The sequence below is a fragment of the Rhodanobacter sp. G1 genome (assembly GCF_055397855.1).
Window position 1 is genome coordinate 1,102,519 of sequence record NZ_AP039674.1, and the last position, 15,541, is coordinate 1,118,059.

12 protein-coding genes are annotated in these 15,541 nt (G+C 70.2%); 6 read left to right on the plus strand and 6 right to left on the minus strand.

Going from position 1 to position 15,541, the window contains the following annotated elements:
- Positions 1-84: 84 nt before the first annotated feature.
- From purL to ACZ5Z2_RS04930, 4 genes are all read left to right on the plus strand, one after another.
- Positions 85-3,957: a phosphoribosylformylglycinamidine synthase gene (gene purL / locus ACZ5Z2_RS04915; protein ID WP_464760838.1), complete on the plus strand. Its 3,873-nt coding sequence runs from the start codon at positions 85-87 to the stop codon at positions 3,955-3,957.
- On the plus strand, positions 3,915-4,685 hold the full coding sequence (locus ACZ5Z2_RS04920) for a hypothetical protein (RefSeq protein ID WP_464760839.1): 771 nt from the start codon (positions 3,915-3,917) through the stop codon (positions 4,683-4,685). The genes purL and ACZ5Z2_RS04920 overlap by 43 nt, the downstream gene beginning before the upstream one ends.
- A 99-nt stretch (positions 4,686-4,784) precedes the next feature.
- The gene (locus ACZ5Z2_RS04925; RefSeq protein WP_464760840.1) at positions 4,785-5,657 is read left to right on the plus strand and encodes a glycosyltransferase family 2 protein; all 873 of its coding nucleotides are present in this window, start codon (positions 4,785-4,787) and stop codon (positions 5,655-5,657) included.
- 79 nt (positions 5,658-5,736) lie between these two features.
- A complete protein-coding gene (locus ACZ5Z2_RS04930) occupies positions 5,737-6,633 on the plus strand; it encodes a DMT family transporter (protein WP_464760841.1) in 897 nt (298 codons plus the stop codon).
- 8 nt (positions 6,634-6,641) lie between these two features.
- Here ACZ5Z2_RS04930 and ACZ5Z2_RS04935 read toward each other — a convergent pair whose 3' ends face one another.
- From ACZ5Z2_RS04935 to ACZ5Z2_RS04960, 6 genes are all read right to left on the minus strand, one after another.
- Positions 6,642-8,231, minus strand: coding sequence for a GMC family oxidoreductase (locus ACZ5Z2_RS04935; protein ID WP_464760842.1), 1,590 nt, complete (start codon positions 8,229-8,231; stop codon positions 6,642-6,644).
- On the minus strand, positions 8,232-8,870 hold the full coding sequence (gene upp, locus ACZ5Z2_RS04940) for a uracil phosphoribosyltransferase (RefSeq protein ID WP_464760843.1): 639 nt from the start codon (positions 8,868-8,870) through the stop codon (positions 8,232-8,234). It abuts the gene before it with no gap.
- 262 nt (positions 8,871-9,132) lie between these two features.
- A complete protein-coding gene (locus ACZ5Z2_RS04945) occupies positions 9,133-9,852 on the minus strand; it encodes a PA1136 family autoinducer-binding transcriptional regulator (RefSeq protein WP_464760844.1) in 720 nt (239 codons plus the stop codon).
- A complete protein-coding gene (gene hchA, locus ACZ5Z2_RS04950) occupies positions 9,849-10,724 on the minus strand; it encodes a glyoxalase III HchA (RefSeq protein ID WP_464760845.1) in 876 nt (291 codons plus the stop codon). The genes ACZ5Z2_RS04945 and hchA overlap by 4 nt, the downstream gene beginning before the upstream one ends.
- Before the next feature lie 816 nt (positions 10,725-11,540).
- Entirely contained in the window at positions 11,541-11,897 is a 357-nt protein-coding gene (locus tag ACZ5Z2_RS04955; RefSeq protein ID WP_464760846.1) for a PsiF family protein, read from the minus strand.
- A 145-nt stretch (positions 11,898-12,042) separates the two neighbouring features.
- On the minus strand, positions 12,043-13,554 hold the full coding sequence (locus tag ACZ5Z2_RS04960; RefSeq protein ID WP_464760847.1) for an aminotransferase class III-fold pyridoxal phosphate-dependent enzyme: 1,512 nt from the start codon (positions 13,552-13,554) through the stop codon (positions 12,043-12,045).
- A 284-nt stretch (positions 13,555-13,838) separates the two neighbouring features.
- Between ACZ5Z2_RS04960 and ACZ5Z2_RS04965 the strand changes: the two genes are divergently transcribed.
- Positions 13,839-14,744 (plus strand): ABC transporter ATP-binding protein, encoded by a 906-nt coding sequence (locus ACZ5Z2_RS04965; RefSeq protein ID WP_464760848.1) that lies wholly within the window; start codon positions 13,839-13,841, stop codon positions 14,742-14,744.
- A complete protein-coding gene (locus ACZ5Z2_RS04970) occupies positions 14,744-15,535 on the plus strand; it encodes an ABC transporter permease (RefSeq protein ID WP_464760849.1) in 792 nt (263 codons plus the stop codon). Before ACZ5Z2_RS04965 ends, ACZ5Z2_RS04970 begins: the two co-directional genes overlap by 1 nt.
- Positions 15,536-15,541 lie beyond the last annotated feature (6 nt).

Sequence of the window (15,541 nt, forward strand, 5' to 3'; positions counted from 1 at the left end):
CTCGCGCTTGCCGGCACACCGGTTATGCCGTGCTGCAGCATGGGCTAGAATAGGCGTTTCCACTCGTGCAGCGCCGTTCCCCGCATGATCGCACTCGACGGGCAGAGCGCCCTTTCGTCCTTCCGCCTCGAACGCCTCAACGCCCGCCTCGATGCCCTGCATCGCGGCGCGCATGTGCAGGCCGCGTGGTTCGTGTATTTCCTCGATGCCGCCGCCGCGCCGGAAGGCGCGCTGCGCCAGCGCCTGCTGGAGGTGCTGGAGGCGAAGGACGCCGCGCCGGCGCCCGCCACGCTGTGGGTGGTGCCGCGGCTGGGCACGATCTCGCCGTGGTCGAGCAAGGCCACCGACATCCTGCACGGCGCCGGTTTCGACCTGCGCCGGGTGGAGCGCGGCACGGCGTGGCACCTCACCGGCCTGCCCGCGGCGGGCACGCCGGCCCACGAGGCCGTGCTGGCGCAGTTGCACGACGCGATGACGCAGTCGGTGCTGGCTTCGCTGGACGAGGCGCAAGGCCTGTTTCTCGCCGGCCAGCCCGGTGACCTGGTGCACGTCGCGCTGGGTGCCGATGCTCGCGCCGCGCTGGCCAAGGCCAACGCCGAGCTGGGCCTGGCGCTGGCCGACGACGAGATCGACTACCTCGCCGAACGCTACGCCGAGCTGGGCCGCGATCCCACCGACGCCGAGCTCTTCATGTTCGCCCAGGCGAACTCCGAGCACTGCCGCCACAAGGTGTTCAACGCGAGCTGGACGGTGGACGGCCAGGAACAGGACAAGAGCCTGTTCGCGATGATCAAGCACACCCACCAGTGCTCGCCCGCGCACACGCTGTCCGCCTATCACGACAACGCCGCGGTGATCGAGGGCAGCACGGGCAAGCGCTTCTTCGCCGACGCGAACCAGGTGTGGCGCGCGCACGAGGAGCAGATCGACTACGCGATCAAGGTGGAGACGCATAACCACCCCACCGCGATCGCGCCATGGCCCGGTGCGGCTACCGGTGCCGGCGGCGAGATCCGCGACGAGGGCGCCACCGGCCGGGGCGCCAAGCCCAAGGCCGGGCTCACCGGCTTCTCCGTCTCCGACCTGCGCATTCCCGGCCACCCGCAGCTGTGGGAAGTGGAGCGCCCGCTGCCGCCGCGCATGGCCAGCGCGTTCGAGATCATGCGCGACGGCCCGCTGGGCGCCGCCGCGTTCAACAACGAATTCGGCCGGCCGTGCCTGGGCGGCTACTTCCGCAGCTTCGAGATGGAAGCCGGCGAAGCCGGCCTGCGCCGCGGCTACGACAAGCCCATCATGCTGGCCGGCGGCCTCGCCAACATCCGCAGCGGGCACGTGCAGAAGCACGAGATCAGGCCCGGCCATGCGGTGATCGTGCTGGGCGGCCCGGCGATGCTGATCGGCCTGGGCGGCGGCGCCGCCTCGTCGGTGGCCGGCGGCGCATCGAGCGCGGAGCTGGACTTCGCCTCCGTGCAGCGCGACAACGCCGAGATGGAGCGCCGCTGCCAGCAGGTGATCGACGCCTGCTGGGCGCGCGGCGAAGCCAACCCCATCGTCAGCATCCACGACGTGGGCGCGGGCGGCCTGTCCAACGCGATCCCCGAGCTGCTCAACGACGCCGGCGTGGGCGGCGAGATCGACCTCTCCAAGGTGCCCTGCGACGACCCCTCGCTGTCGCCGATGCAGGTGTGGAGCAACGAATCGCAGGAACGCTACGTGCTCGGCATCGCGCAGGAAAACCTGCCCGAGTTCGAGGCGTACTGCGCGCGCGAGCGCTGCCCGTACGCCGTAGTCGGCACGGCCACCGAAGCGCGCGTGCTGCGCGTCGCCGACCCGCGCCGCGACCTCGTGGTGATCGACCTGCCGATGGACGTGCTGTTCGGCAAGCCGCCGCGCATGCACCGCGACGCGAAGCGCATCAAGCCGCGCGTGGATCTGGTGCCCGACCTTACCGGCATCGGCATGGACGAGGCGCTGCTGCGCGTGCTGCGCCTGCCCACCGTGGGCAGCAAGAGCTTCCTGATCAACATCGGCGACCGCACCGTGGGCGGCCTCAACCACCGCGACCCGATGGTGGGCCCGTGGCAGGTGCCGGTGGCCGACTGCGCGGTGACCATGGCCGACTTCGACGGCTACCGCGGCGAGGCGATGGCGATGGCCGAGCGCGCCCCGGTGGCGCTGCTTTCCAGCGCCGACGCCGCGCGGCTGGCGGTGGGCGAGGCGATCACCAACCTGGCTGCCGCGCCGATCGCGAGCTTGAGCGAGATCCGCCTGTCGGCGAACTGGATGGCCGCGGTGAACCACCCCGGCGAGGACGCTGCGCTGTTCGACGCGGTGAAGGCCGTGGGCATGGAGCTGTGCCCGCAGCTCGACATCTCCATCCCGGTGGGCAAGGACTCGCTGTCCATGCAGACCGTGTGGAAGGACGGCGACGCACCGCAGCGCACGGTGTCGCCGGTGTCGCTGGTGATCACCGGCTTCGCGCGCGTGGACGACGTGCGCCGCACGCTCACCCCGCAGCTCCGGCTCGACCACGGCGACACTGACCTGTGGCTGCTCGACCTCGGCGCCGGTCGCGACCGCCTCGGCGCGTCCGCGCTGACCCAGGTGTTCAACCGCAGCGGCGGCGTGCCGCCGGATCTGGACGACGCCAGGCGCCTCAAGGCGCTGTTCGAGCTGGTGCAGGAGGCGAACCGCGGCGGCCTGCTGCTGGCCTACCACGACCGTTCCGACGGCGGCGTCATCGTCACCCTGCTGGAGATGGCCTTCGCCGGCCACTGCGGCCTGGAAATCCATCTCGACGGCTGGGCCGACGCCGCGCTGCGCGCACTGTTCAACGAGGAACTGGGCGCGGTACTGCAGGTGGCCAAGGCCAACCGCGAGGCGTTCGAGGCGCTGCTGGTGAAGCACGACCTCGCCGGCATGAGCTACCGCATCGGCCGACCCAAGGAGAAGCTGGGCATCAAGCTCTTCTCGGGCGGCGAGACGCTGTTCAAGTGGAACTGGGGCACGCTGTACCGCGCCTGGAACGAGACCAGCCACGCCATGCAGCAGCTGCGCGACAACCCCGCCAGCGCCGATGCCGAGCTGGACTGGCGGATGGACGACGCCGATCCGGGCCTTTCGCCGAAGCTCACCTTCGACCCGGCCGAGGACATCGCCGCGCCGCTGATCCATGCGGCGATCGCCGGCGGCGCCAAGCCGCGCGTGGCGATCCTGCGCGAGCAGGGCGTCAACGGCCAGGTGGAGATGGCCGCCGCGTTCACGCGCGCCGGCTTCGAGGCGGTGGACGTGCACATGTCCGACCTCGCCAGCGGACGGGTGAAACTGGCCGACTTCCGCGGCTTTGCCGCCTGCGGGGGCTTCTCCTACGGCGACGTGCTGGGCGCGGGCCGCGGCTGGGCCACCTCCATCCTCTACAACGACTACCTGCGCGCGGAGTTCACCGCGTTCTTCGCCGATCCGAGCAAGTTCGCGCTGGGCGTGTGCAACGGCTGCCAGATGATGAGCCAGCTCAAGGAGATCATCCCCGGCGCGCAGCACTGGCCGAAGTTCCTGCGCAACGCCTCCGAGCAGTACGAGGCGCGCGTGGCCACGCTGGAACTGCTGGATTCGCCCAGCCTGTTCTTCAAGGGCATGGCCGGCTCGCGCATCCCGGTGGCGGTGGCGCACGGCGAAGGCCGCGTGCATTTCCCCACCGCATGCAGCCCGTCCAAGGCACAGGCGGCGGTGCGCTTCGTGGACAACCGCGGCAAGCCCACCGAACACTTCCCGCTCAACCCCAACGGTTCGCCCGGCGGCCTGGCCGGCTTCACCGCCGCCGAGGGCCGCGTGACCATCCTGATGCCGCACCCGGAACGCGTGTTCCGCAGCGTGCAGATGAGCTGGCATCCGGAGCAGTGGGGCGAGGATTCGCCGTGGATGCGCATGTTCCGCAACGCAAGAGTGTGGTGCGGCTGAGCGAACCCGGGCCTGGGCGCCGGTGGCCGGCCTGGCTGCCGGCACTGGCGTGGTTGCTGCTGCTGGCCTGCCTGCCGTGGTGGCTTGGATTGCCCTTGCTGCTGGCTTGCACGTTCGCGCTGCTGTGGCACATCGGGCCGCCCGCCGCGCTGTTGCGGCGCGGCCTGCGCTGGGGGCTGGCGGGCTTGCTGCTGGCGATACTGCGCGGCTTCGGCGCCGGCCTGCTGGCGTGGCTGTGGAGCCTGCTGGCCGCGCTGGCCGGCTACTCGCTGCTGGTGCTGCTGGAGAGCTGGCTGGATCGTGGCCGCCCGCGCGAAGCCTCGCATGCGCCCGCGGGCGAATGGCCCGAGCTTGCATTGGCTCCGCTCGGGCCTGCCGCCGCGATCATCGAGCTGCGACCGCCGCAGTGGCATCCGTTGGAAGAGGGCGTTGCCGACCCCCTGGGCGGCACACTGCGCCGGGGCGACGAGGCCGTGCAACTGGCCGACGGCAGCCGGCTATATGGGGTGGAACCCTGTTGCGACTTCGGCGCCGACGGCCGCTGGTTGGCGCTGCCGCTGGCAAGGCAGCAAGGCCTGCTGCTGCTGGATCGCCGGCACGATCGCCGCCATCGCCTGCGCGGCTGGCAACTCGCCGGCTGGTACGCCGGCCAACCGTGGCTGGCGCGCGACGAGGAGCGCATGCCGCTGGCGCTGGCCCATGTGCTGGGGCGCGACGAGGGCGACTGAGCGCCGAACCGTCGCCTCCGCTGTCGCAAACTTCACCCGTCTGGCGGCAGAATCCCGCAGCCTTCCCCAACGTCCGCTACCAGCCTCCGCATCGTGAACATGCCCTCTCCCTTCCAGGCCTTGCCGCTCAGCGTGATCGTGGTTTCCGCCGACAGCGGGCCGGGTCTGCGCGAGTGCGTGCGCCGGGTGCTGGCCTGCACCACGCCGCTGGAGCTGCTGCTGATCGACAACGCCTCGCATGACGGCGTGCCGGCGGCGGTGGCGCGCGCCTGCGCGCACGACGTGCGTTTCCGCCTGATCCAGAACCACCGCAACCTCGGTTTCGGCCCGGCGGCGAACAGCGCGGCGAAGCATGCCACGGGCGAGCTGCTGCTGGTGCTCAATCCGGATTGCCTGCTCGACCAGGCCAGCCTCGACCGCCTGCTCGCGGTGTTCGCAAAAGAAAAGCAGGTCGGCCTGCTCGGCGCCGTGGTGTGCGACGCGCAGGGCGTGCCCGACCCTGCGTCGCACCGGCGCGATCCGCTGCTGCGCCGCGCGCTGGCCAGCCTGTCCGGCGGCGAGGGCGAGCGCGTGGAGGTTGGCGGCGCGATGCCGGAGGGCCTGGTCGAGGCCGAGGCGGTGTCCGGCGCGCTGATGCTGCTGCCGCGCAACCTGTTCGAGCGGCTGGGCGGTTTCGACGAAGGCTACTTCCTGCATTGCGAGGATCTCGACCTGTGTCGCCGCGTGCGCGACGCCGGCTGGCGCGTGCTGCTGGCCGGCGACGTGCGCGTGCCGCACGGCAAGGGCGGCTCCAGCCGGCATCGCCCGGTGTTCGTGAGCCGCCACAAGCATCGCGGCATGTGGCGCTGGTTCCGCAAGTTCGATCCCGTCGCGCGCAACCCGCTGGTGGCGGCCACGGTGTGGCTGGGCATCTGGACGCATTTCGTCGCGCAGATTCCCGGGCAACTGGTACGCAGGATGAGGAGCGAGTGAAGGGGAGTGAGAAGATAGGGCAAGCAGTCGCCGCTCCGCGCCTTTTCTCACTCCTCACTTCTCTCCACTCATTTCCTCCATGACATCCCGCGCCACGACCCTGCCCACCCTCGGCCTGCTGGCGATGACCGCCGTGTGGGGCTCCACCTTCGTGCTCATCAAGGACGTGGTGGCGCGCATGCCGGTGGCGGATTTCCTCGCCGTGCGCTTCGCCGTCGCCGCGCTGGCGATGCTGGCGCTGTTCCCGCGCCACGTCTGGCGGCTGGGCCGCACCGGCATCGCGCGCGGCCTCGCGCTGGGCGCGCTATACGGTTGCGGGCAGTTGCTGCAGACCTGGGGGTTGGCGCTGATCTCGCCCAGCGTCAGCGGCTTCGCCACCGGCATGTACGTGGTGTTTACGCCCATCCTCGCCACCGTGCTGTTCGGCCAGCGCATGGCCGGCGTGGTGTGGATCGCGGTGGCGCTGGCCACGGCCGGCCTCGCGCTGCTCTCGCTCGACGGTCTGTCGGTGGACGCGGGCGTGTGGCTGACGCTGGCCTCGGCGGCGCTGTACGCGCTGCACATCGTGCTGCTGGGGCAGTGGTCGCGCGCGGGCGAAGCGTTCGGCTTGTCGGCGGTGCAGATGGTCGCCATCGCCGTCGTCTGCCTGTTCGCCACGCTGCCGCACGGCGGGCCCGCGCTGCCGCCGGATCGTGCCGCATGGCTGGCCGTGCTCTATATGGCGCTGGTCGCCGGCGCCGGCGCGATGCTGATGCAGACCTGGGCGCAGGCGCACCTGCCCGCCACCCGCGCCGCCATCGTGATGACCACCGAGCCGGTGTTCGCCGCCGCCTTCGCGGTGGCCTTCGGCAGCGACGTGCTGGGCTGGCGCATGCTGGTTGGCGGCGCGTTGGTGCTGGGTGCGATGTACCTGGTGGAGCTGATGCCGCGCCGCTCGGCGGCGCTGGGCGCGGAGGCGGCGCACCACGAGGTGTGAGCGGCGCTTCAGCCGCGTGCGAGGAATTCCGCCGCCCGCTCGCCGATCATCGCGCAGGCGGCCTGGGTGTTGCCGGAGATCAGCGTGGGCATGATCGAGGCATCGGCCACGCGCAGGCCCTCGACGCCGCGCACGCGCAGCTCGGGATCGACCACGGACGCGGCGTCGCTGCCCATGCGGCAGGTGCCCACGGGGTGGTAGATGGTGTCGGCGTGCGCGCGCACGATCTCGCGCAGGCGCGCCTCGTCATCCGTCTCGGCGTCGTACAGCGCCGGCCCCGCGTAGCGCGCGAAGGCGGGCGCGGCGAGGATGCGACGCGCCAGCGCGGTGCCGGCGAGCAGGGTTTCCATGTCGCGCGCGTCGCTGAGGAATGCGGGATCGATCAGCGGCGCGCACCGTGCGTCGGTGCCGGCCAGCCGCACGCTGCCGCGGCTGTGCGGGCGCAGCACGCAGGTGTGCAGCGACAGGCCGCGCGTGGCGTGCAGGCGGCGGCTGTGCTCGTCCACGATGCCGATGCACAGGTGGAACTGGACGTCGGGCCGCTCCAGTCCGGGCCGCGTGCGCAGGAAGCCGCCGGCCTCGGCCACGTTGCTGGTGAGCAGGCCCGTGCCGCGACGGAACGGCCCGATCGCGCGCAGCACCTGCGGCACGATGGAGGGCACCGTGCCGAACAGGCCGCGGTCGTCCACCTTGCGGCTGATCACGAAATCCACGTGATCCTGCAGGTTCGCGCCCACGCCGGGGCTGTCGCGCAGCACCGGGATGCCCAGTTCGCGCAGATGCGCGGCGGGGCCGATGCCCGAGAGCATCAGCAGTTGCGGGGTGCCGAAGGCGCCGGCGCACAGCACCACTTCGGCGCGCGCCGCGTACGTGCGGCCGTCGACGCAGGCGATGCCATGCGCGCGGCCGTCTTCGAGCAGCACGCGTGCCACCGGCGTGCCGGCCAGCACGGTGAGGTTCTTCGGCGCCAGCGTGTCCAGGTAGGCGCGGGCCGCGTTCCAGCGCCGGCCGTGGCGTTGGAACACCTGGTACAGGCCGATGCCTTCCTGGCTGGCGCCGTTGAAGTCGGTGTTGCGTGGATGGCCGCATTGCACGGCGGCGTCCACGAAGGCGCGTGCGCAGTCGCTGGGGCTGGCCAGGTCGCTCACCGCCAGCGGGCCGCCGGTGGCGTGCCAATCGCTTGCGCCGCGCGCGTTGTCCTCGCCGCGCAGGAAGTACGGCAGCACGTCGCGCCAGGCCCAGCCGGTGGCGCCGAGGCGCGCCCAGTCGTCGTAGTCCTCGCGCTGGCCGCGCACGTAGATCATCGCGTTGATCAGGCTGGAGCCGCCCAGTCCGCGCCCGCGCGGCTGCACGCCGCGGCGTCCGTCCAGGGCCGCCTGCGGCACGGTGCGGTAGCTGTAGTTGCGCGCGTTGCGGAACGGCACCAGGGTGGCGATGCCCAGCGGCACGTCGGAGCGCAGGCCGCTTTTCGCGGGGCCGGTTTCGAGCAGCAGCACCGAGGCTTCCGGCCGCGCCAGCGCCAGCCGCGCGGCGGTGGCGCAACCGGCCGGGCCGGCGCCGACGACGATGTAGTCGAACGCTCCCCTTGGCGCGCGCATTCAGCCCGGCAGTTGCTTGGTGCCGAAGATCTTGTCGCCGGCGTCGCCCAGGCCGGGCAGGATGTAGCCGTGCTCGTTGAGGTGATCGTCGATGGCGGCGGTGTAGATCTCGATGTCGGGATGCGCCGCCTCGATGCGCTTCAGCCCTTCCGGCGCGGCGACCAGGAACAGGCCCTTGATGCGTGTGCAGCCGGCGGCCTTGAGCATGTCCACGGTGGCGACCAGGGTGCCGGCGGTGGCGAGCATCGGATCGACGATCAGCGCGATGCGCTCGTCCATGCGGCCGGTGAGCTTCTCGTAGTAGGCGATGGGCTGGAGCGTATGCTCGTCGCGCTGCAGGCCCACCACGCTGACTTTTGCCGCGGGGATCATGTCCAGCACGCCGGGCAGCATGCCGAGGCCGGCGCGCAGGATCGGCACGATGGTGATCTTGGCGCCCTTGATCCGCTGCACGGTGAGCGGCCCGGCCCAGCCCTCGATGTGTTCCTCGACGGTTTCCAGATCCTTGGTGGCCTCGTAGGTGAGCAGGGCGGCGACCTCGCCGGCCAGCTCGCGGAATTCCTTGGTGCTGATGCCGGCGCGGCGCATCAGGCCGAGCTTGTGACGGATCAGCGGGTGGCGGACTTCGACGGTTTTCATCGGCCAAGCATAGCCCGTGACGGCTTGCTCGGACGCGATGGCTGCAATGGCCGTGTGCGGGGGCGGCAAATCCGCGGCGCCTGTGTTCCATGGAGCGAACCGATGGAACTTCGATCCGGGCAAGCGCCGTCATGTCGAAATCTCCGTTGCGGCTGCGGCTCGGCGAAGGCCTCGATCTCGTGCCAACCGCCTGTCCAACTCGAGTACCACGCCCGAAGCCAAACAGGGCACATCTTCTTCGGCATCGGCAAGCACCGTCCGTTCAGTTGTCGATCTGGCCGTGTCTGATGGCGAACCGTATCGCCTGCGCCGTGGTCGATGCCCCGAGGCGCTTGCGGATGCGGCGCAGGTGATTCTCCACCGTCCGCTCCGACAGGCCCAGGCTGGCCGCGATGTCGGACTGGCGCTTGCCGCTGGAGACCCAGGCCAGGATTTCCCGCTCCCGTGCCGAGAGTCGCGCATCGGGCGCCTGCGGGAGCGCTTCCAGCAGCCGCCGCGCTGCCAGGAACGCTGCCGTTCCGATCAGCGAAAGCGTGGCGCGCGCCACGGGGCTGCTGTCCACCTGCAGGCCGCCGCAGCTGAAGGCACCTTCCAGCCCGGAGGATCCGAAGACCGGAACTTGCAGCCCGTGAATCCCGTGGCCGTGGGGATGCGCTACGACCCGGTAGCGCGGCCCCGCCGAGGTCTCGGTTTTGGTCCAGAAGAACGGTTCGCTGGCATCCACGATGTGGCGCGCGACCGGGCAATGACGCACATAGGTCACTGCGTCCACGCCCTCGCCGGTGCCGAACCAGTCGCCTTCGACCCAGTAGATCCGGCTGACGACGTCCTCCGTGGCCGGGGCGGCGGCGTAGAGGACGTAGCGGTCGTACCCAAACGATGCTGCCGCGCTCCGCGTGCGCGCCTGCACCGCCTGGAAGTCGCGTTCGCCTTCGATGGCGATGGCGAGCGCGATGGCGTCGCGGGCCACGCTGGCGTTCATCGCGAGGCGACATCCGACAGCAAGGTGTGGGCCGCCAGCTTGCCCAGGTGGTTGGACGCCAATGGGCTATCCCCGGTCAACAGGCGGCGGTCGCGATGAACCATGCCGGTGATGTCGGTGTTGAGGATGCGCACGCCCAGCTGCCGCAGGCGCTCGCCGACCAGCCACGGCATCTTGCCGGGGATGTAGCCGATGTCCACGTTCGCGCCCGTGTCCAGGCCGTCGGGGAAGACGCAGATCTCGTAGCCACGGTACAGGAAGTCTCCGGGTTCCTCGCCAAGACCCGCGGCCAGCAGCCCGGCCGGGCCGTGGCACAGGGAGATGACGTAGCGCTCGTTGGCGTGCGCCCACAGCAGGGTCTTCTTCACGTCCTCGCTGAAGGGGATGTCGTTGAGGGCGCCGTGGCCGCCCGGGATGAAGACGGCCAGGTAATTGCCCGCGTCCAGATCCTGGGCCACGTCGCGGAGACTCTTGGGCTTCTTCAGCTGGGATCGGTACTTGCCGTACGTTGCCTTGACGGCCTCGTCTTCGTGGGGAAAGGCCCACATCTCGAGCTTGACCGGATCACCGGACGGGGTGGCGACGTCAACCGCGAAGCCAGCAGCGTCCATGTGGTACATGGGGAGCAGCATTTCGACCGGGTGGTTGCCCGTCGAGAAGAACTTGCCGTTCTGCATCATCAGGTAGCGTTCCTGCGACGCGATCATCAGCACCTTCCACTTCCCGCCGGCATAGGGCGACGGGTATGTCGTCCCGTCGAAGTCGGTCTTGGCCGAGGTGTACTGCTTCAGGGAGTAGGGAGAGGGGAAAAACGCGTTCTCTTCGGCGTGATCCGGGGTGGGAATGCGATCGGGCGCGGCGTCGCTGGACATGGTCGTCTCCGCTTGCGTTGGATGTCCGTCGAGGCTAGTCCCCGCCATGGGCGCAGACAATGAGGGTTATCCCTCAATCGCGGATCGACGGCAGGTTCCGTAGCTCGGCCGCGCTGGTGTTCCCGGCATGTGCATCTGGCGAGCGGGCCGCTTCCCGGCGTGAGCGCACTACTGTCCGGAATAATTTTGAACATTCGTGGCCGCGGTTTTTCTCGTCATTCCGGCGCAGGCCGGAATCCAGTGGCCGTGCGGCCTGAGCGAACATGGTCGCTACTGGATCCCGGCCTTCACCGGGATGACAGTCTGGATAGGTGGTCGTTATCGGAAATGAAGTCGCCTTCTCGCAATGCTTCGTGCAAGCGGCGCGGGCCTTCATCCTTCGACACCATCCCCAGATTATTCCGGACAGCAGTGGGCGTGAGCGGGACAGTCGTTGGTTTCTCGACCATCGCTGGGTCTCGAACGCGTCATGTATTGCCGGGCTTCGAGTCGATGGCGGCCAGGCAGCGCGACCGGCAGGGAAGAACGGCAGAGCCGCCCGGTGCCAGAGCTGGCCGATGCGCAAACGGCGCTGACGCCCGACGAGAGTCAAGCCGTCGCCGGGTTCGGTCGGGTTCTTGCGCGCTTGTGAAATACCGTTCCATCAAGGCACCAGGGAGATCAGAACCCAGGTCGGACACGCTGTCCGTCGTCACGGGCCGGCGGGTCGCTTCTGCGTGGCTGGACGAGCCCATGGCCAGTGCGGATTCGTGGAGTCTTGCCGCAAAAAAGCGCCGCCATGTCGTGGCGGCGCTCTGGATGGGGCGGTGCAGCTTCTTAATGCGCGGCAGGAGCTGCGGAGGCATTGCCCTTGAGGCAGTTGCTCATGAAGTCCTTGTGCGCCTGGCCCTTGGGGGCCTTGGTCTTGGCTTCGGCGTTGCAGGCTTTCATCTTTTCCTGCTGCGTGGTCTTGGCGGCTGGCGCGGCGGCGCTTTCGCCCTTGAGGCAGGAGCTCATGAAGGTCTTGCGGGCGGCGCCGGTCTTGCCGGTGGCCTGCTTGCTGCAGTCGCTCATGCGCTGCTGCTGCGGGGTGAGCGCCTTCTTGGCGGCGGCCTGCGGCGTGGCGGCGAATGCGACGGTGGTGGCGCAGGCGAGAACGGCGCAGGCGGCGAGCTGGCTGAAACGCAAGGTCATGGTGATTCCTCCCGTGGTGACCGGCGGCTGCCGGCGTGCGCAGTCTATCGCCGCGAATGGCGCATCGATGCTGAACGGCAGAAGGGCGGCGTAGGCCGGGCGCCCGCCGCGAAGTCGGCGGCGGGCGCTGGCGTCCGTGGGCCGGTCAGGCGGCCTTGCTTTCGCTCTTGCGCGGGCCTTCCAGCAGGGCGTGGCGCACGTGCGACACCACCAGATCCACTTCCGCGCTGGTGACGTTGAAGTGCGGGGTGAAGCGCAGCGAATTGACGCCGCCGTGGATCACGCCGATGCCGCGCTCGCGCAGGTATTCCTCGGTGGAGCCGGCGCCGTAGCACTTGAACTGCGGGGCCAGCTCGCAGGAGAACAAGAGGCCGGTGCCCTGCACCTTGGTGATCAGGCCGCCCAATTCGTCCTTCAGCGCGTTGAGCTTGTCCACGAACTCCTTGCCGCGCTCGCGGATGTTGGCGCGCACGTCGTCGGTGAGTTCGCCCAGCGTGGCCAGCGCCACGTCCAGCGCGCGCGGGTTGGCGGTCATGGTGTTGCCGTAGATGCCCTTGCGGTACAGCTTGCCGGTGCGCTCGCTCACCGCCAGCACCGACAGCGGGTACTGGCCGGCGTTGAGCGCCTTGGAGAAGGTCTCCATGTCCGGCGCGGGCAGCTTCTCGAAGCCGGGGTAGTCGGTGAGCGAGAGCACGCCGTGCGCGCGCAGGCCGGCCTGGATCGAGTCGACCAGCAGCAGGGTGCCGTGCGCCTCGGTGAGCTTGCGCGCGGCGGCGTAGAACTCCGGCGTCACCGCGCGGCCCGGGTCGCCTTCGCCCATCACCGGTTCGAGGAACATCGCCTCGATGAACCAGCCGTGCCGGTCGGCGTCGGCGAACGCGGCTTCGAGCTGGGCCACGTTGTACGGCTCCACCGTCAGCAGGCTGTCCTCGTGGCGGTAGCTGGCGAGGTGCTGCTGGTAGGTCTTGCGCGAGGAATCGGAATACAGCGCCGGCTTGTCGGTGCGGCCGTGGAAGGCGCCCTTCACCGCGAGGCGCTTGATGCTGCGGCTGGCGTAGCGGCCGCCGGCGTCGGTCAGCAGCTTGGCGTTGACGTCGGCGATGCGGCAGGCCAGCGACACCGACTCCGAACCGGAGTTGAGGCACAGGTAGTGCGCGTAGGGATTGCCGCCGCGGTGGCGGCCCAGTTCCTTGTTCAATGCCTGCACCAGGCGCATCTGCGCGATGCTCGGCGTCATCACGTTGGCCATCACCTGCGGGCGGGCCAGCGCGGCCTCGATGGCCGGGTGGTTGTGGCCGAAGCCCAGCATGCCGTAGCCGCCGTTGTCGTGCACCACCGCGCCTTTCAGCGTGACGATCCATGGGCCGCGGGCGGCGGCCGGCAGGTAGGGGTTGATCGCGTCGTCGGGGTAGAAGTTGACGAAGCCGGCCTGCGCCTGCGCCAGTTGCGCGGCCTCGTCCAGCTTCAGGAATTCACCCATACCAGCCGCCCCCAGCTCGGCGCGCAGTTCGCGGTGGCGCGCCACGGCGGCGGCCACGGCTTCGCCCAGCATGGCGTCGGTCGCGGCCATGCGCTCGATGCTGGCGTCGTCCAGGCCGGTGGTGCGCGGCTTGCCGCCGAATTCGCGCAGTTCGCGCAGCTGATCGATCAAACCCATGGTGTTCTCCTCGAAATCCGTCGGCGCCTCGCACCCAGCGCGAAGCAGGCCGACGTATGGGGCGTGGCGTGCGCGGCAAGTCATCCGGCTTGGCGGGCGGCGCGCATCCACGAACGCCAAGGATAACCCGCGGGGCAGGGCGCCCGGTACCCCCTGCGGGCATCGAAACGCCTTGCACTGCAGCAACTTGCGCGCGAATGACGGCTGTCACCCGCGATGGCTGACGGCGGCGACTGGGGGCGCCGCGGCGTGCCGCCTAGCCTGTGCCGCACGGAGGAAAGACCATGACTGACACCATCGTTGCCCGACTCGCCGCCGCCGCGAAACGCTACGGCCCACTCACCGCGCTGGACGGCGTGGATCTCGCCGTGCGGCGCGGCGAACTGCTGGCCCTGCTCGGCCCCAACGGCGCCGGCAAGAGCACCAGCATCGGCCTGCTGCTGGGCCTGATCCGCCCGGATGCGGGCCGTGCCGAACTGTTCGGCCTCGACCCGCAGCGCATCGAGGCGCGCCGGCGCATCGGCGTGATGCTGCAATCGGCCAACCTGCCGCCCACCTTGCGCGTGGGCGAGTTGCTGCGCCTCACCATGAGCTACTACCCGAACCCGCGCGGCTACGACGAAACCGCCGCGCTGGCCGGCATCGCCGACATCCTGGGGCGCCCCTACGGCAAGCTCTCCGGCGGCCAGCAGCGGCGCGTGCAGTTCGCGCTGGCGCTGTGCGGGCGGCCCGAGCTGCTGTTCCTCGACGAGCCCACCGTGGGCATGGACATCGACGCGCGACAGAAGTTGTGGGCGGCGATCCGCACATTGATCGCCGAAGGCTGCGCCGTGGTGCTCACCACGCATTACCTGGAGGAAGCCGAGGCACTGGCGCAGCGTGTGGTGGTGCTCGGCCAGGGCCGCGTGCTCAGCGAGGGCAGCGTGGACGACCTGCGCAAGCGCGTGGCGCTCACCCGCATCCGCTGCGTGAGCGACCTCGACGCCGAGGCGATCGCCGCGTGGCCCAGCGTCGCCTCCGCCGTGCGCGACGGCGTGCACCTGTGCATCGCCACCGCGAACGCCGAGACGGTGGTACGCCGCCTGCTCGACGGCGATCCGGCCCTGGCCGAACTGGAAGTGCAGCGCGCCGGCCTGGCCGAGGCATTCACCGAACTCACCCGCGATCCCGCCTTGCAGGAGGCTGCCTGATGAACGCCACCATCCTTTCCGCCGCGCCCGCTGTTGCGATGCGCATGCCGGCCAGCCGCGTGTTCGGCGCCTACCTCGCCGAGGCGCGCAGCGAATGCCTGCGCTACCTGCGCAACCCCGGCTTCATGCTGCCCATCCTGCTGTTTCCCGGGCTGTTCTACCTGGTGTTCGGCATCCTGATGGCGAAGACCAACGGCGCCGACGCGGCGCGCTACCTGCTGGCCAGCTACGGCGTGTTCGGCGTGATGAGCCCGGGCCTGTTCGGCTTCGGCGTGTCGCTGGCGCTGGAGCGCGATGGCGGCCTGCTCACGCTCAAGCGCGCCTTGCCGATGCCGCCCGGCGCCTACCTACTGGGCAAGATGCTGATGGCGATGGCCGCCGCCGCGGTGGTGATGCTGATGCTGCTGGCGATGGCGCTTGGCCTGGGGCACGTATCGCTGGCGATGGCGCAGGTCGGTGGCCTGCTCGCCAGCGGCGTGCTGGGCGTGCTGCCGTTCTGCGCGCTGGGCATGTTCGTGGGCACCCTGGCCAAGGGACAAGGTGCGCCCGGCATGCTGCAGCTGATCTATCTGCCGATGTCCTTCCTGTCCGGCCTGTGGTTCCCGTTGCCGATGCTGCCGAAGGCGCTGCAGCAGGTCGCGCCGCTGTGGCCCAGCTACCACCTCGACCGCATCGCGCTGGCTGTGGTGGGCATGGCGCAGGACGCGTGGTGGCCGCATGCGTTGGTGCTGGCCGGCTTTGCCGGGGTGTTCTTCCTGCTGGCCGCGCGGCGGCTGCGCCGGGTCGGCTGATCGCGC